The organism is Curtobacterium sp. ABR8 (genome assembly GCF_057812125.1).
In genome coordinates this window covers 3,166,799-3,187,544 of sequence record NZ_CM173818.1, presented here as the reverse complement: position 1 = coordinate 3,187,544, position 20,746 = coordinate 3,166,799, and the positions used below count along the sequence as shown (strand labels likewise).

Below are 20,746 nucleotides of genomic sequence, written 5' to 3'. Positions count from 1 at the left end.
ACGTCATGCTCGCCACCCTCGTCATCGGCCTCCGTGAAGGCCTCGAAGCGACGCTCATCGTCGGCATCATCGCCGCGTTCCTGCGTCGCAACCGTGTCCCCCTCGCCCCCATGTGGTTCGGCGTCGGGGTCGCCGTCGTGCTCAGCATCGCCGTCGGGTTCGGCCTGCAGGTCGTCGAGCAGGCGCTGCCGCAAGCGCAGCAGGAGGGCATGGAGGCGGTCATCGGCATCGTCGCCGTGGTCTTCGTCACCGGCATGATCGTCTGGATGCGCACCCACGCGCGCACGCTGACGAAGGAACTCGAGGCGAGCGCGACCGAGGCGCTCGGCCGCGGCACCGCGTGGGCACTGGCCGGCATGGCCTTCCTCGCCGTGCTCAAGGAGGGCTTCGAGACCGCGGTCTTCCTCCTCGCCACCTTCCAGGCATCGTCCGACACCGGCCTCGCCGCCCTCGGTGCCGTCATCGGCATCGCCGGCGCCGTCGCCGTCGGCTACGGCATCTACACCGGCGGCGTCCGGCTGAACCTGTCGAAGTTCTTCACCGGCACCGGGGTCTTCCTGGTGTTCGTCGCCGGCGGACTCGTGCTGACGGTCCTCCGCCGGGCGCACGAGGCCGGCTGGGTCGTCACCGGGCAGCAGCGCACCGTCGACCTGTCCTGGCTCGCCCCGAACGGTTCGGTGCAGGGCGCCCTGGTCACCGGCGTGCTCGGCATCCCGCCCGACCCTCGGGTCATCGAGGTGCTCGGCTGGGTCCTGTACGTCGTGCCCGTCCTGGCGTTGACGCTCTGGCCCCGCGCCTGGCGTCCGTCACCGGCACGCGTCCCCGTGGTCCGCGCCGCCGTCGCCGGCGCGCTCGCCCTCGCGGCCGCGGCTCTGGCGATCGCCGTGCCGACGGGCGGGATCGATCTGCCGCGCACCGCTGCGGTCAGCGGCGACGCCACGTCCGTCTCGGCGGACGTCCACGGAGCGTCCGGCGTCCTCCGCGTGGCCGGCACCACCACCGGCCAGGAGGCGCGGCTGACGTTGCCGACGTCGGCCCACCGCCGCCTGACCCGGGCGGGCGTGGCCGCCGACCGGTGGCGGATCCGCACGTCGGCCACCGCCGCGGACCGCCCCGCGACGCTGACGCTCGACGACCTCGTCGACCTGTTCGGCCGGATCCCGGTGGGCGTCTCACCGTCGACGAACCCCGGTCCGTTCACCGCCCGGTGGGCGGTGCGCGACACCGTGACCCTCTGGACGGTCGGTGGTGGGGTCCTGGACGCCACCCGCGACGAACGCACGGTGCTGACGCTGAGCGACGGGGGCCTCCCGTCCGCGCGCACCACGACCCTGGACCGCTCCGTGTGGTCCGTCCCCGACTCCCGCGTCGAGCAGTCCGCCACTGCGGTGGCGACCGCGGACACACGGGCCGCCGAGCTGCTGCTCTGGAAGGCCTGGTTGCCGATCGCCCTCGGCGTCGCGGCCGCCGCCCAGGCGCTGCTCGCGCTGCGAGACCGCCGTCGTCGGACGGCACCCGTGACACCCACCCCCGAAACCGTCCCGACACGCGGCCCACCCGCCGGGGACCCTGCAAGGAGCAACGACTATGCCGTTCGGTAAGCCCGTTCGACCCCTGATCACCCTCGGCGCCCTCGGCGTCGTCACCGCCCTCGCGCTCACCGGCTGCGCGAGCTCCGACGGTGCCTCCGACAGCTCCACCGACGCCGCGAAGGTCTCCCGCGTCACCATCACCCTGACGAACGACGGCTCGGACCAGTGCAAGGTCTCCGAGACGAAGGTGCCGGCCGGCCCCGTCACGTTCTCGGTGGAGAACGAGTCCTCGACCGCCATCACCGAGGTCGAACTCCTGCAGGACCAGCGGATCCTGGGCGAGAAGGAGAACCTCGCGCCCGGGCTCGACGCCGTGCAGTTCACCGCGACCCTGACCGGTGGGAAGTACAAGGTGTACTGCCCCGGAGCCGACACCGAGCTCACCGACTTCACCGTCACCGGCAAGGTCGCCTCGACCGCGAACAGCAGCGCCGCCTCCCTGCTCGACGAGGGCACGAAGGGCTACGCCGACTACGTCGACGGCCAGGTCACCGACATGGTCACCGCGGTCGAGCTCCTGCAGAAGGACGTCGACGCGGGCGACCTCGACGCTGCGAAGACCGACTACGCGAACGCCCGCCCGTTCTACGAGCACGTCGAGAGCGACGTCGACGGCTTCGTGAAGAAGGGGTACAAGGCCACCGACAACGCCGGCAACCTCGACTACCTGATCGACATGCGCGCGTCGAACCTCGACCCGGCCGTCGGCTGGAGCGGGTTCCACGCCGTCGAGAAGGACCTGTTCCAGGCGGGGGAGATCACCGCCTCGACGAAGAAGACCGCCGCCGACCTGACCGAGAACGTCCAGCTGCTCGCGAAGCTCGTCCCGACCCTGGACTACAAGCCGGAGGACCTGGCGAACGGCGCGGCCGGCCTGCTCGAAGAGGTCCAGTCGAACAAGGTCACCGGCGAGGAGGAGGCGTACAGCCACATCGACCTCGTCGACCTCGCCGCCAACGTCGAGGGCGCCCGCCAGGCCTTCGCCTACCTCAAGCCGGGCCTGACGAAGCTCGACCCGACGCTGACGAAGCAGATCGCGAAGCAGTTCGACGCGACGAACACGATGATGGACGGCTACCGGAACGCCGACGACCTCGGCGGCTTCGACACGTGGGACGCCGCGACCAAGAAGTCCGACGCGAACGCGGTCTCGCAGCAGATCCAGGCGCTGCAGGATCCGTTGTCCCGCCTCGCCGAGAAGGTCGCCACCGCGTGACCGAGCCGGACGATGCTGCATCGGTTGGTCCGGCTGCGCACGCTGTGCCGGCTGCGCCCGCTGACGGTCATCGCGCCCCGGAGGAACGGGGCGCGATGACGGCAGCGGGGCGCGGCTCGGGGCACGTCTCCCGGCGCGGGCTGTTCGGCGCGGGACTCGCCGCGGCCGGAGCCGGTGCAGGCGCCGCTGCCGGCATCGGCGGCGCGACGGCTGCGACGGGCGTCAACCCGTTCACGGCGGCCGCGAACGGCGACGAGTCCATCGACCTGTCGCAGAGCCACCCGTTCTACGCGACCGCCGCACGGCAGCCGCAGGGCGGTGTGCAGACCGCGCCCCAGCGGTACTGCGTGTTCATGACGTTCGACCTGTCCACGAGCGTCACGACCGAACTCCAGGTGCTCCTCGCCCGCTGGTCGGCGGCGATCGCCCAGCTGCAGGCCGGCAAGACCGTCGGCAGCGTCGAGCCCGCCCACGGTGACGGCGTCGGCGCGGACACCGGTGAGGCGCTCGACCTCGGCCCGGCGTCCCTGACCGTCACCGTCGGACTCGGCCCCGGCGTCTTCGACGAGCGGTTCGGGTTGGCCGACAAGCGACCGGCCGCGCTCGCCGACGTCCCGCGCTTGCCGAGCGACAACCTGCAGGCCGGACTGACCGGCGGCGACCTGTCGTTGCAGGCCTGCGCCGACGACCCCCAGGTGGCGTACCACGCCGTCCGCGACCTGGCCCGGATGGCCCGCGGTACCGCGACCGTGCGCTGGACGGTGCTCGGCTTCGGCCGCGCGTCGGCCGGCCCGCACCAGTCGACGCCGCGCAACCTGATGGGCTTCAAGGACGGCACCCGGAACATCACCACGGACGAGGACCACGACCGTTTCGTGTGGGTCGACGAGCCGGGCGACGGTGCGGCGTGGATGACCGGCGGCACGTACCAGGTGGTGCGGAAGATCCGGATGAACATCGAGATCTGGGATGCCGACGTCGTGAGCGACCAGCAGCGCGTGTTCGGCCGGACCAAGATCGAGGGCGCACCGCTGTCCGGTGGGACCGAGCACACGACGCCGGACTTCGCTGCCGCCGACCGCGACGGTGCCCCGAAGATCGACGCGACGTCGCACATCGCCCTGGCCGCCCACGAGGCGAACGGCGGCGTGAAGATCCTGCGCCGTCCGTACAACTACACGGACGGCCTCAACGAGTACGGCCAGCTCGACGCCGGGCTGCTGTTCCTGGCGTACATGAACGACCCGGAGCACTTCACGCAGCTGCAGCGGAAGCTCGGCGCCTCGGACCGACTGAACGAGTACATCTCGCACATCGGGTCCGCCGTGTTCGCGATCCCGCCGGCACCGCGCAAGGGGTCGTACATCGGCGAGCAGCTGTTCCGCTGAGCGTGCACGGTGCGCGCTGACGTCGCCGGGAGGGTGGGCACCCTCCGCCGTTTCCCTGGAGGCGGAGGGCGCCCGCGTCGCGGAGTCTCGTCGAACGGAACCACCGCCGACCTGAGAGGCGACCCGGCGCGACGCGTCGCAATGCGACAGGGCTGACAGTACCCCGCGGATCCCCGGATCCGCAGTGCCGGTGCTGCTATGGGACAGGGAGCGCGGCAGCGGATCCGCGCGCGGTGCGCGACGGACGTGATCCGTGCCTCCCGGAACGCCGGAACGGGCCGGCCCACGGTGGTGGGACGGCCCGTTCGGGTCGGACTGGAGGCTCGGCCTCAGTCCGTCCCGACGCTCGCGTCGGTCCGTGCGCGCTTCCGGCGCACGGCGACGAGTGCGGTGGTGCCTGCCAGGAGGAGCAGGCCCGCTGCGATCCCCGGCACGGTCAGGTCCGCACCCGTGTAGGCGAGGTCACCGCCGGCGTTCGTGGAGTCGGACGGGTCGCCCGCCAGGTCCGTGCCGGTCCCGGTGCCCGCTCCGGGGGCGCTGCCGGCACCCGGGCCGTCCCCGTTCCCCGCGTCCGGGTCGGCCGGCTCCGTGGGGTCGGTCGGGTCCGTGGGCTCGGTCGGGTCGGTCGGGTCCGTCGGGTCGGCGGCCGCGGCGAGCGGGATGGTCACGGCGAGCGTGATCGTCTGGCCGCCCGGCAGGGTGACGACGAGCGGCTCGTCCGTCGTGGCGGCGGCACGGGCAGCCGACCGGACCGTGGCTGCGTCCGCAGACGACTCGGCGGTCGGCACGGCGAAGGTCAGCGTCGCACGACCCTGCTCGTCGTTCGTGTCGGTGATCGTCGGGTCGATCTCGGCGGTGGCGAGCTCGACGTCGCCGGCGCTGACCGACACGGTGCCGGCCGCGGCGGGGTCGTCGGTGCTGAAGACGAGCGACGACAGGCCGACCGTGATCTCGTCTCCGGGCCGGAACCCACCCTCGGGGGTCGGCGTGACCGTGGCGCCGACGGCACGCTGATCGGACGGCGGCGTGACCGTCGGGTTGGCCAGGAAGTAGTCGACCTGCGCCTGCAGGTCGACCTGGCCCGAGTCGGCGGTGTTGGTGCCGGTCGCGAAGGCGGCGAAGTTGTCGCCACCGGTCGACAGGAAGGAGTTGACCGTCACCTTGAGGGTGTCGTCGAGGGCGATCGGCTCGCCGTCGAGGGTCATGCCGGTGATGCGTTCGCCACGGCCCTTCGCGGGGTCGTAGGTGTACGCGAAGCCGTCCGAGACGCCGAGCTTGAGGAACGGACGCGGCAGGCCGTCCGGCTGCCACTGCTGCTCGAGGGCGTCCTTGATCTGCTGGCCGGTCATGTCCTCGGTGACCAGCGTGTTCGCGAACGGCTGGACGAGCGCGGCTTCCTTGTAGGTCACCGTGCCGTCGGGGTCGCCCGCGCCGCTCGACGCGTAGAGCATGTCCGTGCGCAGGCCACCGGGGTTCATGAAGGCGACCTGTGAGCCGTTCCGCTCGGTCGCGGAGCGCTGCACCTCGGCGATGGAGTTGCCCAGGACGGACTCGCCACCGCGGTTCTCGGTCGTGCGGTCCGACTGCACCGCACGACGCAGGTCGCCGGTGATCTCGCCGAGCTTCTTGCTGCCCTCGACGTCGGCGACGGCCTTCGCGGCCGTCACGATGTCGGCAACCGCGTTCACGGAGGTGGGATCGGCCGGCACGCGGGTCGCACCGTTGACCGACTCGACCTCGGACGTGATGCCGGTGAGCTGCTTGTCGGCGTCCACCGTGAGCCGCAGGTGTCCGTAGTTCACGCCGTAGGAACCGGTCTGGATCACCGGACGCTTCGTGCCGTCGGGACCCGCGATCGAGTGGTTGTACGTCGCGTGGGTGTGCGCCGACACGATGGCCGACACCTTCGACGAGACGCCCGAGGTGATCGCACCGAACACGCCGGAGCCGGTCGCGTCGGCGAGTGCGTTCGTCGGCGCGCCCTCGTGCACGAGCAGGACGAGCACGTCGGCCTCGCCGTTGGTGTCGACACCGTCCGTGAGCTGCTCGGCGTACTTGTTGACCTGCCTGACGATCGGGGCCATCGCGAGGCCCTCGACTCCACCGGGGCTGACGAGCCCCGGGATGAGGTCCTCGGTGGTCGCGCCGATGAAGCCGACCTTCACGCCGCCCCTCTCCACGATGGAGTACGGCTCGAACGCGGGGTCGGTCGTGCCCTCCTCCACGATGTTCGCCGAGACGTACGGCCAGTCGGCCCGGTCCTCGATGCGGCCGGTCAGGTCGTCCTGGCCCTTGTCGAGCTCGTGGTTGCCGATCGCGCTGACGTCGAGGTCCATCGCGTTGAGTGCGTCGATCGTCGGGGTGTCCTGCTGGATCAGCGAGGTGAACGTCGAGGCACCGACGTTGTCGCCGACGCTGGCGAAGATCGTGTTCGGGTTGGCCTCGCGGTACGACTGCACGACGCCGGCGAGCTTCGCTGCGCCCGCGGCCTTGTCGACGGCGGTGCCCTCGGACTCGATGCGGCCGTGGAAGTCGTTGACGTCGATGATGTCGATCGTCGTGTCGCCCTCGGCGGCGACGGCGGTGGAGGGGACGGACAGTGCGACGAGCACACCCGCGGTGGCGAAGGCCGCGCCGCTGGCGATGCGCCGTCGGCGGCGCGGAGAGGAGTGGAGGTTCATCGTCGGAGAACCTATGAGGACGCACAGCCGACCCGCCAGTGTCACCTCGAAGTCGTCACACGACGTTCACATGGACGGGGGTTCCTGCGCGATGAGGGGGCGGAGCGTGCGGTGGGCGATGCGCAGCCCCTCGAGGACCTTCTCGTCCGTGCCGCCCCAGAGCGGGTCCTCGTGCTCGACGGACAGGGTGCCGTCGAAGCCGGCCTCGTACAGACGGTCGACGACGTGTGGCCAGTCCACGACCCCGCGGCCCGGCACCCGGAAGCGCCACCACCCCATGTCCCACGGGTCGTCGCCCTTGTCGACCTTGCCGAAGAAGCCGTACTCGTTGCGCTTCGCGGGGAAGAGCTCGAGGTCCTTCGCCTGCGCGTGCACGATGTGCTCGGCGAACGGCAGGATCGTCTCGACCGGGTCGATGCCGATCCAGGTTAGGTGCGACGGGTCCCAGTTCAGTCCGAAGCCGAGTCCGGTGACCCAGCCCCAGAGCTCGGGGGAGTACGCGATGTTGCCGGGGTACCCGTCGGGGTGCCAGCCCTCCATGACGCAGTTCTCGATGATCAACCGCACGCCCCGCTCGCCGGCGTAGTCGACGAGTTCGGGCAGCACCCGGTCGCCCTCGGCCATGTTCTCGCGCATGGACTTCGTGGTGTCGCGGCCGATGAACGTGCCCACGTACGGCACACCGAGCACCTGCGCGGTGTCGATCGCGTGCCTGAGGTGGGTGCGGACCTCCTCGCGCCGGGCGAGGTCGTGGTGCAGGTTGTTCTCGTAGTACGCGAGTGCCGAGATCTCGAGCCCGGTGCGCTCGAGCAGGTCTCGGGTCGTCGCAGCGTCCTCGTCGGTGAACGTCGTCACCGGCAGGTGCGCCGCCTCGAAGTCACGGCCACCGGTGCCCGGCCACACGCCGACCTCGAGGCGCTCGTAGCCCTGTCCAGCGGCGAACTCCGCGATGCGGTCGAGGGGCCAGGCCGGCAGACAGGCCGTCAGCATGCCGAGCTTCACCGGATCTCCCGCCAGGTGGTCTCGGCGGCGCTGCCGATCACGGCGTCGATGATGTCGGCGGAGCGAGCGCCGTCCGCGAAGGTCGGCAGGCCGTCCGGTGCCACACCGGTGCGGACCGCGGTGTAGGTGTCGGCGACGAAGGCGGCGAACGCGTCGAGGTACCCCTGCGGGTGGCCGGCCGGCACGATGGCCAGACGCCGCTGGTCCGGGTACCCCTGCGACGGGTCGCGCACCACGATCTGGGCACCGCGCTCGTTGCCGAACCACGCGGACTCGGGCTGCTCCTGGTCGAAGGCGGCACTGCCGCGGGTGCCGTCGACCTCGAACCACAGGCGGTTCTTCCGGCCCGAGGCGACCTGCGAGATCACCACGTTGCCGATCCGGCCGGTGCGGGTGCGGAACGTCGCGACCGCAGTGTCCTCGGTGGTGACCTCGGCCCGTTCGGCGGCATCGGCGACCGGGTCGGGATCCGGTGAGCCGGAGAACGAGGGCCCCGATGCCGCGGGCCGGGTCGGGTACACGATGTCGGTCGCCGCGGACACCGAGGTGAAGCGCTCGCCGGTGACGAACTCCACCAGGTCGCACCAGTGCGAGCCGATGTCGGCGAACGCGCGGGACGATCCGCTCGAGGTCGGGTCGACCCGCCAGCTCGAGGCGTCCTCGTCGAGCATCCAGTCCTGCAGGTAGTGACCGTGCACGGCGAGCAGCCGGCCGAGTTCCCCGTCGGCGATGCGCGCGCGGATCTCGCGGACCATGGGGTGGTAGCGGTAGACGAACGGCACCGTGGCGACCACGCCGGCCTCGGCAGCCGCAGCGACGAGTTCGGCGGCCTGCGCCGGGTCGATCGCGAGGGGCTTCTCGCACACCACGTTGATGCCGGCGGCGATGACCGCCATGGCCTGCGGGTGGTGCTGGTCGTTCGGCGTGCAGATGTGCACGACGTCCGGGGCGTCCGCGATCACGTCGTCGAGCGAGGCGTACCCACGGGGCAGGTCGAGCTGCGCCGCGACCTGCTCGGAGCGTGACGCGTTCCGGCCGAGCACGCCGAGCACCTCGGCACCCGCAGCCCGGGCCGCGCGGGCGTGGACCCCCGCGATCATGCCGGTGCCGACCACGACGACGCGGAGGCGTCGTCCTTCGTACCCACTGCTCATGGTGCTCCTTCGCGCCGGACTGACACCACCGTAGCGGCCCGGCCATCCACCGGGGCCGATGAGTACCGTCGGGGGCATGTCGAGCCTCCAGACCAGCCTGCTCATCCTCGGAGCCAGCGGCGACCTGTCCAAGCGCCTGCTCCTGCCGGGTCTCGCGACCCTGCTCGAGGTCAAGGACGACTGGGACGTCCAGCTCATCGGGGCGGGTGTCGAAGACCTCTCCGACGCCGACTGGAAGGCGCAGGTGCGCGAGTCCTTCGAGAACGCGCAGGCGTCGAAGAACGAGGGCGACGAAGGCGCGGAAGGGGAGACGTCGCTGTCCGCGCGGCTGCAGGCAGTCATCGAGGCGTCCTCGTACCGCAAGGCCGACGTCACGAGTCCCGACGACCTGCGCGCGCTGCTCGGGGCGTGCGACCACGACCCCGCGATCTACTTCGCCCTGCCCCCGGCCGTGACCGAGAAGAGCTGCGAACAGCTCGCCCACCTCGACCTGCCGAAGCGGACCCGCCTGGCGCTCGAGAAGCCGTTCGGCACCGACGCCGCCAGCGCCGAACACCTGAACGACCTGCTGCACTCGTTCATCCCCGAGGAGCGCATCCACCGGGTCGACCACTTCCTCGGTCGCTCGACGGTGCTCAACCTGATCGGGCTGCGCTTCGCGAACCGCATCATCGAGCCGCTGCTGTCCTCGCAGCACGTCGAACGCGTCGACATCGTGTACGACGAGACCCTCGGCCTCGAAGGACGCGCCCGCTACTACGACAAGGCCGGCGCCCTCACCGACATGATCCAGAGCCACCTGCTCCAGGTCATGGCGGTCGTGGCGATGGAGGCGCCGGCGTCGATCGACGCCGACGACCTGCGGACCCAGAAGGAGCTCGTGCTCCGCGCCGTCCGGCCGTGGGGCGGGGACGTCGTCGCCGCCGGCAAGCGCGCCCGCTACACCGCGGGCACCGTCGGCGACCGGAAGCTGCCGTCGTACGCCGACGAGGACGGCGTCGACCCGTCGCTCGGCACCGAGACCCTGGCCCAGCTGACCCTCGAGATCGCGAACTGGCGATGGGCCGGGGTGCCCTTCACGCTGCGGTCCGGCAAGGCGCTCGCGAAGCAGCGCCGCGAGATCGTCATCACGTTCAAGGACTCCCCGCAGGTGCCCGTCGGTCTGTCCGGCGCCGCGCACCCGGACCGGCTCCGGATCTGGATCGCCCCGGACGAGATGCAGCTCGAGCTCAACGTCAACGGCCCCGGCGACCCGTACACGATCGACCGCACCAGCCTCGAGACGACGTTCAACCCCGGACGGCTCAGCGCCTACGGCGAGGTCCTGGCCGGTGTGCTCGAAGGTGACGCGACCCTGTCGGTCCGTGGCGACAGCGCCGTGCAGGGCTGGAAGGTCGTCGGACCGTTCCTCGACGCGTGGAAGGCCGGCACGACGCCCCTCGACGAGTACCCGGCCGGCTCGAGCGGTCCTGAGGACTGGGACAACATCGACGCCTGACCCGGACGGCGGCGTACCGTCGGACGACGTGACCACCATCGACGACGTCCTGCAGACCGTTCCCGAACCCGCCGGCGCCGACATCCGTGTCGAGCCCGTCCACTACGACCACGAGGGCACCGACCTGCTCGGCGTGCTCGCGAAGGACGCGGCCATCGCCGGGCCCCGCCCCGCCGTCCTGGTGGTGCACGACTGGCACGGCGTGAACGAGCACGTCGAAGCGCGCGTGACGATGCTCGCCCGCCTCGGCTACGTGGCCTTCGGCGCGGACATCTACGGCGCCGGCGTCCGGCCCGGTGACGACACCGCCGGCCAGGTCGCCGGTTCGTACTACCAGGACCTGCCGCTGCTCCGGGCACGCGCCACCGCCGGACTCGGCGGCTGCGGCAGGACCCCGACGTCGACTCCACCCGCATCGTCGTCATCGGCTACTGCTTCGGCGGCTCCACCGCGATCGAGCTCGCACGCACCGGCGCCGACCTGGTCGGAGCGGTGTCGTTCCACGGCGGCCTCATCACGCACGACCCCGCCGACGCCTCGGCGATCCGCGCGAAGCTGCTCGTCCTGACCGGCGGAGCGGACCCCGTCGTGCCCGACGACGCCGTGCACGCCTGGCAGGACGAGATGCGGACCGAACCCGGCGTCGACTGGCAGGTCGTCACGTACGCCGGGGCCATGCACGCGTTCGCCGTTCCCGGCACCGATGCCCCCGACCACGGCGCCCAGTACCAGGAGCGTGCGGACCGTCGATCATGGCAGGCCCTGCGCGTGTTCCTGGCCGAAGTGTTCGGCGAGGAGGCCGCGGCGCTGTGACGTCGAGGGCTCGGCTGTCGCCTCGCGACACGCCGAGTGGAGCGGTCGGGCGGCCTCGATTGGCGCCCGGGCCGGAGCTGTTGTAGAGTCTTCCACGGCCGCAAGGCCACGCGCTCGTAGCTCAATGGATAGAGCATCTGACTACGGATCAGAAGGTTGGGGGTTCGAGTCCCTTCGAGCGCACAGTGCCGGTTGAACGGCATGACACCGAACAGACGAAGGGCCCCGGCGGATTCCGCTGGGGCCCTTCGTTGTTGGCGGTTTGTGCGCGAGTCGCGTCTCACCGGCGCTGACGCCCGAGCAGCGCGATCCCCAGGGCGACCAGCGCCACGACGATGAGCACGACGACGACGAGCAGGGGGAGCAGGTCGACCGACGCGGTGTCGTGGCAGTCGACGTTCCCGATGGCACAGGATGCGAGGACGGTCGTCGCGGTCATGGTCCGAGTGAAGCACGGCGAGGTTGGATGGGGAACATGACGACGACGTCCGTGTTCGAACGGATACCTCGCGCGCAGTGGGTCGCGGACGACGAGCTCGTCTTCGCGGTCCTCGACGCACACCCGGTGTCACCTGGCCACACGCTCGTCATCCCGAAGCGGCGGATCACCAGCTGGTTCGATGCGACCGAGGGTGAGCTGTCCGCGATGACCCGGATGGTGGCGCTGCTGAAGGCCCGGCTCGACGAGCAACACCACCCAGACGGCTACAACGTCGGGTTCAACGACGGGTCCGCCGCCGGCCAGACCGTCTTCCACGCCCACCTGCACGTCATCCCGCGTTTCGCCGGCGATGTGCCGGCGCCGGCAGGCGGGGTGCGGCACGCCGTCATCGGGCGCGGCCATTCCTGAGCGCTGCGGCCGGCGGCCACCGGCTGGTGGAAGGACGGCCCGACCAGTCAGCCCCAGGGCTGGATCGTCGAGTCGATGACGCCGGACAGCGCGAGGGCTCCGGGGACGAGCACGCCGAACAGCGTCAGCGTCGCGCCGATCAGGATGGCCGCGAACGCCAGTCCGTCACCGCGCTCGCCGGTCCGTCGGACCTCGTGCCGCGCAATGAACCCGACGACGACGCCGCCGATCGGGGCGACGAAGGCGAGCGCGATCGCGACGACCGCGGGCAGGCTCAGCGGGGGAGTCCGGGCGTCCCGTCCGTGCTCGGGGCGGAGGTGTCCGGCGCGGAACGCTCGGGGGCGAGGTCGGTCACGGGTGTCTTCCGTTCAGTCGGCGCACGTGCTGAACTGCGGGCGTGCGAGGTCCGGCCCAAGAGTAGAGGGACGGCGCCCGCAGCGGGGGCCCGCGTTCGGGGTCCAGCGGGCCAGTCGCCGCGACGAAGCGCTCTCGCTCAGCGCTCACGAAGCGCTCGCGCTCAGCGCCCGAGCGCCGTGAGCTGCTTCTGCAGCCCGCGCTCGAGGTACGGCTCCAACGACGTCGCCCACGTCGCCGTGATGTGCGTCGTGTCCCGGTAGACCAGCACGCCGCCGATCACCGCGGGGCACGTCGTCTCGGTGCAGTAGTAGTCGGTCAGGTCGATGACCCCGGCTCGTCCTCCGGCGGCCTTGAACGCCCGCACGGCCTCGATCGACGAGTCGGTCTGGGCGAGGGCCTCGGAGCGGGGCCGGTCGCACGACGCGTTCGTCGGCCCGGACATCTTGCTCACGCACGCGATGACGTCGGGTCGGGGGACCGGGTTGTCGCGGATGGCGATGACGGGGAGCTCGTCGCCGGCGGCCTGCTCCCAGGCATCGACGAGGCCGTTGCGGGTCGCGATGTCGCGGGAGGGTCCGGCCGGCAGGCTGACGGGCATCTGCGTGGCGGAGTGGGTGACGACCAGCGCGTCCGCGTCGCGGTGGGCGCGGACGTAGTCGATGGCCGCGTGCTTCCAGGCGTTGCAGCCGCGCAGCGAGCCGGCGTTCACCGAGTTCTGCTGCGCGGTGGTGAGGTAGCACCCGCCGATGCCGGCCAGGTCGATGCGCCACCCGTTGTCGTCGGCGATCTTCTCGTAGGCGCCGAGCAGGGCGTTGCTGTGCGAGTCGCCGATGACGATGAGGTGCTTGGACCAGCCGGTCGCCTTGCCGAGCACGCAGGTGCGGAAGGTGCCGCTCCAGCACTCGGGGCGGTTCGCGTCGTCGTCCTCGGCAGCGGCGGGGTCGGGGACACGCGTGTCGGCCAGCGCCGGGTCGACGCAGGGGTCGGCGGAGCTGATCCGTGCCGCGGCGCCGATGCAGGACTCGTCGTGCTGCGCCCGTTCGGTCGCGAGCTGCTTCGTGAGTTGCTTGGTGGCGCCTTCCGCGTGGACCTCCTGCACGTAGACCGCGGTCAGGGTCGAGGCGCCGAGGGTCACGACCGTGAAGGTGCAGATGACGCCGAGGGCGACGACCCCGCGGGGCCGCAGGTCACGCAGCCAGTTCGAGAACCGGACGGGTTCCTCGAACCAGATGGTCGTGGCTGTGGCGAGCCCGACCGACACCAGGAGCACCGAGGTGCTGGTCGCCCAGTCGAGCGGGCGGCCGAGCATGATCGGCAGGATCACGACGAGCGGCCAGTGCCACAGGTACAGGGCGTACGAGATCCGCCCGGTGAACGCGACCGGGCCGAGCGCTCCGATCGACTCGAACACGGTGCGTCCGCCGAACAGCACCACGAGGGTCGCGCCGGCGACGGGGAGCAGCGCGGCGATCCCGGGGAACGGCGTCTCCGCCCCGATGACGAACAGCGACAGGACGAGGGCCACGGCGCCGATGCTCGTCAGGATCATGCGCACTCGTCGGGCGACCTCGGTGCGGACCTCGGGCAGGTGCACGGTCGCGGCGAGGCCGCCGAGCGCGAACTCCCACGCCCGGGTGCCGGTGGAGAAGTACGCGACGCCGGGGTTCGTGCTGCTCTGCACGATGCTCCACACCAGGGACAGCACGACGACCGCACCGAGCAACAGTCGTGCGGTCGTCAGCGTCGAGAGGCGGCCGCGGACGGCCACCGCCAGCCCGATCAGCAGCAGGGGCAGGACGATGTAGAACTGCTCCTCGACGGACAGCGACCAGAAGTGCTGGAACGGCGAGGGGTCGTCGGCCGAGGCCAGGTAGTCGACCGAATTCGCCGCCAGCTCCCAGTTCTGCAGGTAGACGGTCGACGCGATGAGCTCGCGGCCGTACTGCCCCCACAGCGCGCTCGGTACGGCGACGAGCACTGCGGCGCCGGTGGTCAGGATGGTGAGGAGCGCGGCCGGCAGCAGGCGTTTCGCCCGGCGTGACCAGAACCGGCCGAGGTGGATCGTGCCGGTGGCGAGCTGTTCGCGCAGCAGGAGTCCCGTGATGAGGAACCCGGAGATCACGAAGAAGACGTCGACGCCGACGAAGCCGCCCCGCAGGGCGTGCGGCCACAGGTGGTACACGACGACGGCCAGCACCGCGAAGGCGCGGAGACCCTGGATGTCCCACCGCGTCGTGTCGCGCGCGCGGTGCGCGGGGCCCCGCTCGCCCGGCGTTGCAGTGTTCACTGCGACGATCCTACGAGACGTGCGTCACGCCCTGGGACGGTGTGCGGGAAGACGGGAGGCCCGTGGCGGTCCCGCCACGGGCCTCCCGTCCGTCGTTCGCTCGCCCCCACCCCGCGAGGTTCCGAGATCTCGGAACCTCGCGGGCACGCACCGTCCTGTTCGGAACCTCGACGGAACGCACGCGGGGTGTCGTGGAACCTCGGCAGCACGCACGCGGGGTGTCGCGGAACCCCCCGCAGCGTCAGACGGTCGCGCGCACCTCGGCCAGCGACGGGTAGTCGGTGTAGCCCTCGGCGCCCGCGCCGTAGAAGAGCTCGGGGCGGGGCTCGTTCAGCTCAGCGTCCTGCTCCCAGCGGTGGGCGAGGTCCGGGTTCGCGATGGCGGGACGGCCGACGGCGATCGCGTCGGCGATGTCCTGGTCGTGGACGACGGTGATCGCTTCCTCACGTGTCGTCATCGCGCTGAAGCCCGAGTTGACGATGAACGGTGCGCCCGCGGTGCGGCGGACGTGCTGCACGAGGTCGCCGGTCGGCTCGGCGTGCAGGACGTCGATGAACGCGAGTCCGAGCGGGGCGAGGCCCTCGGCGATCGCCGTGTAGGTCGCGCGGACGTCGGCCGCGTCGTCCTCGATGACGCCCTGGATGCCGTGCTCGGGCGACAGGCGGATGCCGGTGCGGTCCGCGCCGACGGCCTCGGCGACGGCGGTCGTGACCTCGATCGCGAAGCGGGCGCGGTTCTCGGGGGAGCCGCCGTACTGGTCGGTGCGCGTGTTCGACACCGGGGACATGAACTCGTGCACGAGGTAGCCGTTGGCGCCGTGGACCTCGACGCCGTCGAGTCCGGCGGCGATCGCGTTGCGGGCGGCCTGCGCGAAGCCCTGCACGGCGTCCTGCACCTCGGCGGTGGTCAGCTCGTGGGGGACGGGCATGTCGGCCTTGCCGGTGGCGGTGTGGGTCTGTCCGGGGGCGGCGATGGCGCTCGGGGCGACGATGCGCGGCGTCTGCGAGATGTCGGGGTGGGAGACACGGCCACCGTGCATGAGCTGCATCACGATGGTGCCGCCCTCGGCGTGCACGGCGTCGGCGACGCGGCGCCAGCCGGCGATCTGCTCGTCGGTCTCGATGCCGGGCTGCCCGGGGTAGGAGCGGCCCTCCTGCACGGGCCAGGTGCCCTCGGTGATGATCATGCCGAGGCCCGCACGCTGACGGTAGTGCTCGACGAGCAGGTCGTTCGGGATCCCGTGCTCGCCGGCGCGGGTGCGCGTGAGCGGGGCCATGACGACGCGGTTCGACAGGCGCAGGGCGCCGAAGGAGGTGGGTTCGAAGAGCTTCACGAGGGGAGCAACGTCGCGTTGCTCGGTGCAATTCCCGCCGTCAGTCGCGCGGGCACACTAGGGTCGAGGAGCGGACCTGGCCCTCGGGGCGGATCACCTGGTGCAGCGAGAGGGGCTTGCCGCAGATGGGGCAGCCGCGGTCCACCGACCGGTCGTCGACGCCCTCGGGGTGCCCGGCGCCGATCTGTGACGGACCCATCTTGTTGATGAGCGTCGTGTTCCACCGTTCGTACCACTTGCCGAAGCGACCCACGGTGCATCCTTTCGTTCGTGCACGAACCATTATGGCACCATCGGCCGCAGATCACACCTGGTCGACACGATCCAGCAGCTCGGTCAGGTCGTCCTTGAGCGCCTCGAGGCGTTCGAGTGGCCAGCCGAGCCGGTCGGCGACGGCCAGCGGGACCGCTCGGGCCCGGTCGCGCAGTGCCCGCCCGGCCGTGGTGAGCGAGACCTCGAGCTGTCGTTCGTCCGCCGCGCTGCGGGTCCGGCGGACGTAGCCCGAGGCCTCGAGCCGCTTGAGCAACGGGCTGAGGGTCGCCGAGTCGAGCCGGAGTTCGCCGGCGATCTCGCGCACCGACCGCGGGTCCCGTTCCCAGAGCGCGAGCATCACGAGGTACTGCGGATGCGTCAGGCCCATCGGTTCGAGCAGGTCGCGGTACAGCCCGATGACGCTCCGGCTCGTCGCTGCGAGAGCGAAGCAGAGCTGCCGGTCGAGCGCGAGCGGGTCGGGATCGGTGGTCATGCGCCCACGATACCGTTCGCCCACGAAGTGTTCCCGGGGCGCGGTGGGCGCGTTCATGCAGGGATAGGTATCGACAGAACAGCAGCCGATCGACGCGTGTTCTGTCGCATGGTGCAGACGCATCAGATGCGTGTGTACGTTCCGACGTTCCACGCGTCGATCAACGGGTGGAACGTCGGAAGGTGCGGACGCATGCAGTCGGTCGCGGGGCGCGGGGTGGCGCACGCACGGGAGGCCCGGTGCCGGTCTCGTGGACCGGCCCCGGGCCTCCAGGCTGGGTGCGTCGACTACGCGCGGTGCGCGGGCGGGTGCCCCGAGTCGTGCGTGTTGGCGTCCGGCGCCACGGGGAGGGCGTGCGACCCCGTGTGGGTGTCCTCGTGGCCGGGCTGGCCGGGCTGATCGGGCTGGCCGGGCTGACCGGGCTGGCCGGCGACCGGGTGCGACCGCTCGAGCTTCGCGCCCTCGACGTCGACGTCCGGCACGATCCGGTCGAGCCACTTCGGGAACCACCACGCGCTCTGGCCGAGCAGGTGCATCGCAGCCGGGATGAGCAGCATGCGGACGACGAACGCGTCGATGAGCACACCGAACGCCAGCCCGAAGCCGATCGGCTTGATGGTGGAGGAGTCCGAGAAGATGAAGCCCGCGAACACCGAGATCATGATGATCGCCGCTGCCGTGACCACCGCGCGACCGGCGTGCAGCCCGCGCTGGACCGCGACCTTCGCCGAGGCGCCGTGGGCGTAGGCCTCACGCATGCCGGACACCAGGAACAGCTGGTAGTCCATCGCCAGGCCGAACAGGATGCCGATCTCGATGATGGGCAGGAAGCTCAGGATCGGCGCCGGGTCGTGCACGCCGAACACGGAGCCGAGCCAGCCCCACTGGTAGATCGCGGTCAGGCCACCGAAGGACGCCATCACCGACAGGATGAAGCCCGCCGTCGCCGTGATCGGGACCAGGAATGACCGGAACACGATGATCAGGATGATGAGCGACAGGCCGACGACCACCACGAGGTAGAGCGGCAGGACGTTCGACAGCTTCTCGGACACGTCGATGTTGGCCGACGCGTTGCCCGCGACGCCGAGCGTGACGGTGCCGTCGTCGGTCGTGACCGTCTGCTCACGCAGGTCCTTCACGAGGTTCTCGGTCGAGATGCTGTCCGGTCCACCGGCCGGCTTCACCTGGAACGCGATGATGTCGCGGTCCGACGAGGTGCCGATCGGCAGGACGGCCTTGACGTCGTCGTTCTCCGCCAGGGCCTCGCCGATGGTGACCTCGGTCGCGGTGACGTCGGACTTGTTGATCGACTCGGGCAGCGTCGCGACGACGAGCAGCGGGCCGTTCTGGCCGGCGCCGAACTCCTCGTCGAGGGCCTTGTACGCCTTGTACTGGCTCGAGTCGACGGACTCGGACGCGCCGGTCGGCAGGCCGAGGCGCATCTGCGTCGCGGGGAGCGCGATGGTGCCGAGCACGGCAACGCCGGCGACGAGCGTGACGATCGCGCGCCAGGTCTTCATCGGCTTGTTCGGCACCCGGGTCGAGCCGGTGTTGCCGATCTTCGCGCGCTCCTTCTTCCGCAGGATCCGCATCCCGATCAGGGACAGCAGTGCCGGCGTGAAGGACGTGGCGATGAGGATCGCGAAGAACACCGCGACCGCACCGACGGTGCCCATGAGGCCGAGGAACGGGATCCCGGTGATGTTCAGCGCGAGCAGGGCGACGATGACGGTGGCGCCGGCGAACACCACGGCGTTGCCCGAGGTGCCGTTCGCGAGGCCGATGGACTCGTGCACCTGCATGCCCTGCTTCAGCTGGGTGCGGTGTCTGTTCAGGATGAAGAGCGAGTAGTCGATGCCGACCGCCAGGCCCAGCATCACCCCCAGCACGGGCGTGACCGAGATGAACTCGACCAGGCCGGAGAACGACAGCGAGGCGAGTGAGGCCACACCGACACCGAGCACGGCGCTGACGAGCGGGATCGCCGCACCGATGATCGTGCGGAGCATCAGGAAGAGCACGAGCGCGGCGATGATGACACCGACGATCTCGCCCGGGCCGAGGATCGACGGGACACCCTGGGCGATGTCGTTCGACACGTAGACGTTCACGCCGCTGATGTCGGCCGAGTCGGCGTCGTCCGCGATCGCCGTCTTCGTGTCGGCGGGGACCTCGTAGGTCGACTTCGTGAACTGGACGGTGCCGATGACCGCGCTGCCGTTCGACGACACGAAGCGGACGTCCTTCGACAGGTCGAGGAGCTTCGAGCCCTGCTCCAGCTCCTCGGCGCTGTCGTCGAGCTTCTTCGTGTTCGCGTCGATCGTCTTCTGCGCGTCGGCGATCTGCTGCTCGCCGGCGTCGATCTGCGCCTGCTGGGCGTCGATCTGGGCCTGCGCCTGCTCGAGCTGCGCCGCCGCGGCCTGCGCCTGCGCTGCCGGGACCGCTGCGGAGCCGGCTGCCTGCGCCTGGGCCTTCTGCGCGTCCAGCTGCGCCTGCGCGTCGGCGATCTGCTGCTTGCCGGCCGTCAGCTGCGCCTTCTGGGCGTCGAGCTGGTCCTGTCCGGTCTCGAGCTTCGCGCGGCCGTCGGTGATCTCCTTGCGGCCGTCGACGATCTTCTGGCGCTGCTCGTCGAGCTGGTCCTGGGTGTCGAACCCGCTCGTCGCGCCCTTGACGCCGTCGAGCTTCTCGACCTTGCTCAGGAATTCCGCGACCTCCGACTTCTGTGCGTCGGTGAACGCCTTGCCGTTCTTCGTCTCGAAGACGATCGTGCCGTTGCCGCCGTTCGCGGACGGGAACTTGTCGGCGAGCTCGTCCTGCACCTGACTCGTCTTGGTGTTGGGGATCGAGATCGCCGACGAGATCGTGCCCGAGAACAGGCTGTAGGTGACGCCGGCGACGGCCATGATCACCACCCAGGTGATGATCACGAGCCAGTGGCGTCGTGCGGAGAACCGTCCGAGACGGTAGAGGAGACCGGCCATGCGGTTGCCCCGTTCCTTTCGTTGCAGGTGCTGTGTGGAGCGGGGTGCGCCGGTGGACCCCTGTGAGGGAAGTGTCAGTCGGTGGGCATGTAGCCGCTGCGGACGCTGTGCACGAGTCGTGCCAGCAGGGCGTCCCAGTCGGCGACGGACTGCTCGTCGACCGCGGGGCCGGAGGTGGCCAGCCAGTGTTCCGCGATCACGACGATGCCGCTCATGAGCGACTCGACGAGCAGGGCCGCGTCGAGGGGATCGGCCGCCGGGTAGCGGCGTGCGACCTCGTCACGGAGTCGTTCGGTGACCCGGGAGAACGCCGTCTGGGTGAGGACCGCGGCCTTCGGGTCGTCCTTGCCCGGGTCGCCGAGGATCCGGTACATGCTCGAGATCGCGGCCGCCAGGTCGGCACCGCGTGCGGCGGACTCGAGCTCGTCGAACATCGAGGCCCGGCTGCCGTCGCCGATCGGGGTGCGCGCCATGTCGGCGAGGAACCGGTCGATGATCACGGACAGTTCCTGCTCGCACACGGCCAGCAGGACCTCGTCCAGCGAGGCGAAGTGGTTGAACACCGTGCGCCGGGCGATGTCGGCCCGCGCCGCCAGGTCGTCGACGCTGAACTCACGGCCGCCGCGTTCGTCGATCAGGTCACGAGCGGCCTGCAGGATCGCCGCACGGTGCTTCGCCTTGAGGGCGGCGCGGCGGTCGGTCGTGAGGGTCACAGATGAAAACACTAGGTGCATCGATGCACTCGGTGCAACGAGCAGGAGTACATCTTCAGGTTCGTACCCCGCGGCGGAAACACGGTTCTGAACAGATGTGCACGTGGTTGACTGCACCCAGCACGACCGCCGG

17 protein-coding genes, 1 tRNA gene and 1 pseudogene are annotated in these 20,746 nt (G+C 70.8%); 8 read left to right on the top strand and 11 right to left on the bottom strand.

Translation table 11 applies throughout. The features are described from left to right. Positions 1-5 precede the first annotated feature (5 nt). From efeU to efeB, 3 genes are all read left to right on the top strand, one after another. Positions 6-1,601, top strand: a complete 1,596-nt coding sequence (gene efeU, locus ACXKZB_RS15170; RefSeq protein ID WP_488823689.1) for an iron uptake transporter permease EfeU — start codon at positions 6-8, stop codon at positions 1,599-1,601. Then, on the top strand, positions 1,588-2,808 hold the full coding sequence (gene efeO, locus ACXKZB_RS15165) for an iron uptake system protein EfeO (protein WP_488823688.1): 1,221 nt from the start codon (positions 1,588-1,590) through the stop codon (positions 2,806-2,808). Before efeU ends, efeO begins: the two co-directional genes overlap by 14 nt. Before the next feature lie 95 nt (positions 2,809-2,903). After that, on the top strand, positions 2,904-4,196 hold the full coding sequence (efeB, locus tag ACXKZB_RS15160) for an iron uptake transporter deferrochelatase/peroxidase subunit (protein ID WP_488823687.1): 1,293 nt from the start codon (positions 2,904-2,906) through the stop codon (positions 4,194-4,196). A 329-nt stretch (positions 4,197-4,525) separates the two neighbouring features. Here efeB and ACXKZB_RS15155 read toward each other — a convergent pair whose 3' ends face one another. From ACXKZB_RS15155 to ACXKZB_RS15145, 3 genes are all read right to left on the bottom strand, one after another. Next, entirely contained in the window at positions 4,526-6,877 is a 2,352-nt protein-coding gene (locus ACXKZB_RS15155) for a bifunctional metallophosphatase/5'-nucleotidase (RefSeq protein ID WP_488823686.1), read from the bottom strand. 66 nt (positions 6,878-6,943) lie between these two features. Continuing rightward, a complete protein-coding gene (locus ACXKZB_RS15150; RefSeq protein ID WP_488823685.1) occupies positions 6,944-7,879 on the bottom strand; it encodes a sugar phosphate isomerase/epimerase family protein in 936 nt (311 codons plus the stop codon). Continuing rightward, positions 7,876-9,033 carry a Gfo/Idh/MocA family protein gene (locus ACXKZB_RS15145; RefSeq protein ID WP_488823684.1) on the bottom strand — a complete coding sequence of 386 codons (1,158 nt, stop codon included), beginning with the start codon at positions 9,031-9,033 and terminating at the stop codon, positions 7,876-7,878. Before ACXKZB_RS15145 ends, ACXKZB_RS15150 begins: the two co-directional genes overlap by 4 nt. A gap of 76 nt (positions 9,034-9,109) precedes the next feature. On the opposite strand from ACXKZB_RS15145, the gene ACXKZB_RS15140 reads away from it, so the two are divergent. The 4 genes and pseudogenes from ACXKZB_RS15140 to ACXKZB_RS15125 all read left to right on the top strand — a co-directional run bounded on the left by ACXKZB_RS15140 (position 9,110) and on the right by ACXKZB_RS15125 (position 11,527). After that, entirely contained in the window at positions 9,110-10,531 is a 1,422-nt protein-coding gene (locus ACXKZB_RS15140) for a glucose-6-phosphate dehydrogenase (RefSeq protein WP_488823683.1), read from the top strand. Positions 10,532-10,559: 28 nt separating this feature from the next. Continuing rightward, a pseudogene (locus ACXKZB_RS15135) lies at positions 10,560-10,784 on the top strand (dienelactone hydrolase family protein); the annotation flags it as partial. Positions 10,785-10,912: 128 nt separating this feature from the next. Continuing rightward, positions 10,913-11,344 carry a dienelactone hydrolase family protein gene (locus ACXKZB_RS15130; protein WP_488825917.1) on the top strand — a complete coding sequence of 144 codons (432 nt, stop codon included), beginning with the start codon at positions 10,913-10,915 and terminating at the stop codon, positions 11,342-11,344. 110 nt (positions 11,345-11,454) lie between these two features. Continuing rightward, a tRNA-Arg gene (locus ACXKZB_RS15125) sits at positions 11,455-11,527 on the top strand. A gap of 97 nt (positions 11,528-11,624) precedes the next feature. On the opposite strand, the gene ACXKZB_RS15120 is transcribed toward ACXKZB_RS15125, so the two are convergent. Continuing rightward, positions 11,625-11,783 carry a hypothetical protein gene (locus ACXKZB_RS15120; RefSeq protein ID WP_488823682.1) on the bottom strand — a complete coding sequence of 53 codons (159 nt, stop codon included), beginning with the start codon at positions 11,781-11,783 and terminating at the stop codon, positions 11,625-11,627. 36 nt (positions 11,784-11,819) lie between these two features. Between ACXKZB_RS15120 and ACXKZB_RS15115 the strand changes: the two genes are divergently transcribed. Beyond that, positions 11,820-12,194: an HIT family protein gene (locus tag ACXKZB_RS15115; RefSeq protein ID WP_258373335.1), complete on the top strand. Its 375-nt coding sequence runs from the start codon at positions 11,820-11,822 to the stop codon at positions 12,192-12,194. A 47-nt stretch (positions 12,195-12,241) separates the two neighbouring features. Here ACXKZB_RS15115 and ACXKZB_RS15110 read toward each other — a convergent pair whose 3' ends face one another. From ACXKZB_RS15110 to ACXKZB_RS15080, 7 genes are all read right to left on the bottom strand, one after another. Next, positions 12,242-12,448 carry a DUF4190 domain-containing protein gene (locus ACXKZB_RS15110; RefSeq protein WP_488825916.1) on the bottom strand — a complete coding sequence of 69 codons (207 nt, stop codon included), beginning with the start codon at positions 12,446-12,448 and terminating at the stop codon, positions 12,242-12,244. Between the two features lie 263 nt (positions 12,449-12,711). Then, the gene (locus ACXKZB_RS15105; RefSeq protein ID WP_488823681.1) at positions 12,712-14,838 is read right to left on the bottom strand and encodes an acyltransferase family protein; all 2,127 of its coding nucleotides are present in this window, start codon (positions 14,836-14,838) and stop codon (positions 12,712-12,714) included. 241 nt (positions 14,839-15,079) lie between these two features. After that, a complete protein-coding gene (locus ACXKZB_RS15100) occupies positions 15,080-16,171 on the bottom strand; it encodes an alkene reductase (RefSeq protein ID WP_340196776.1) in 1,092 nt (363 codons plus the stop codon). Positions 16,172-16,211: 40 nt separating this feature from the next. After that, positions 16,212-16,424: a hypothetical protein gene (locus tag ACXKZB_RS15095; RefSeq protein ID WP_173169183.1), complete on the bottom strand. Its 213-nt coding sequence runs from the start codon at positions 16,422-16,424 to the stop codon at positions 16,212-16,214. 51 nt (positions 16,425-16,475) lie between these two features. Beyond that, entirely contained in the window at positions 16,476-16,916 is a 441-nt protein-coding gene (locus ACXKZB_RS15090) for a MarR family winged helix-turn-helix transcriptional regulator (protein WP_123314145.1), read from the bottom strand. A gap of 287 nt (positions 16,917-17,203) precedes the next feature. Continuing rightward, positions 17,204-19,900, bottom strand: coding sequence for an MMPL family transporter (locus tag ACXKZB_RS15085; protein ID WP_488823680.1), 2,697 nt, complete (start codon positions 19,898-19,900; stop codon positions 17,204-17,206). A gap of 74 nt (positions 19,901-19,974) precedes the next feature. After that, entirely contained in the window at positions 19,975-20,613 is a 639-nt protein-coding gene (locus ACXKZB_RS15080; RefSeq protein WP_222658383.1) for a TetR/AcrR family transcriptional regulator, read from the bottom strand. Positions 20,614-20,746: the final 133 nt, after the last annotated feature.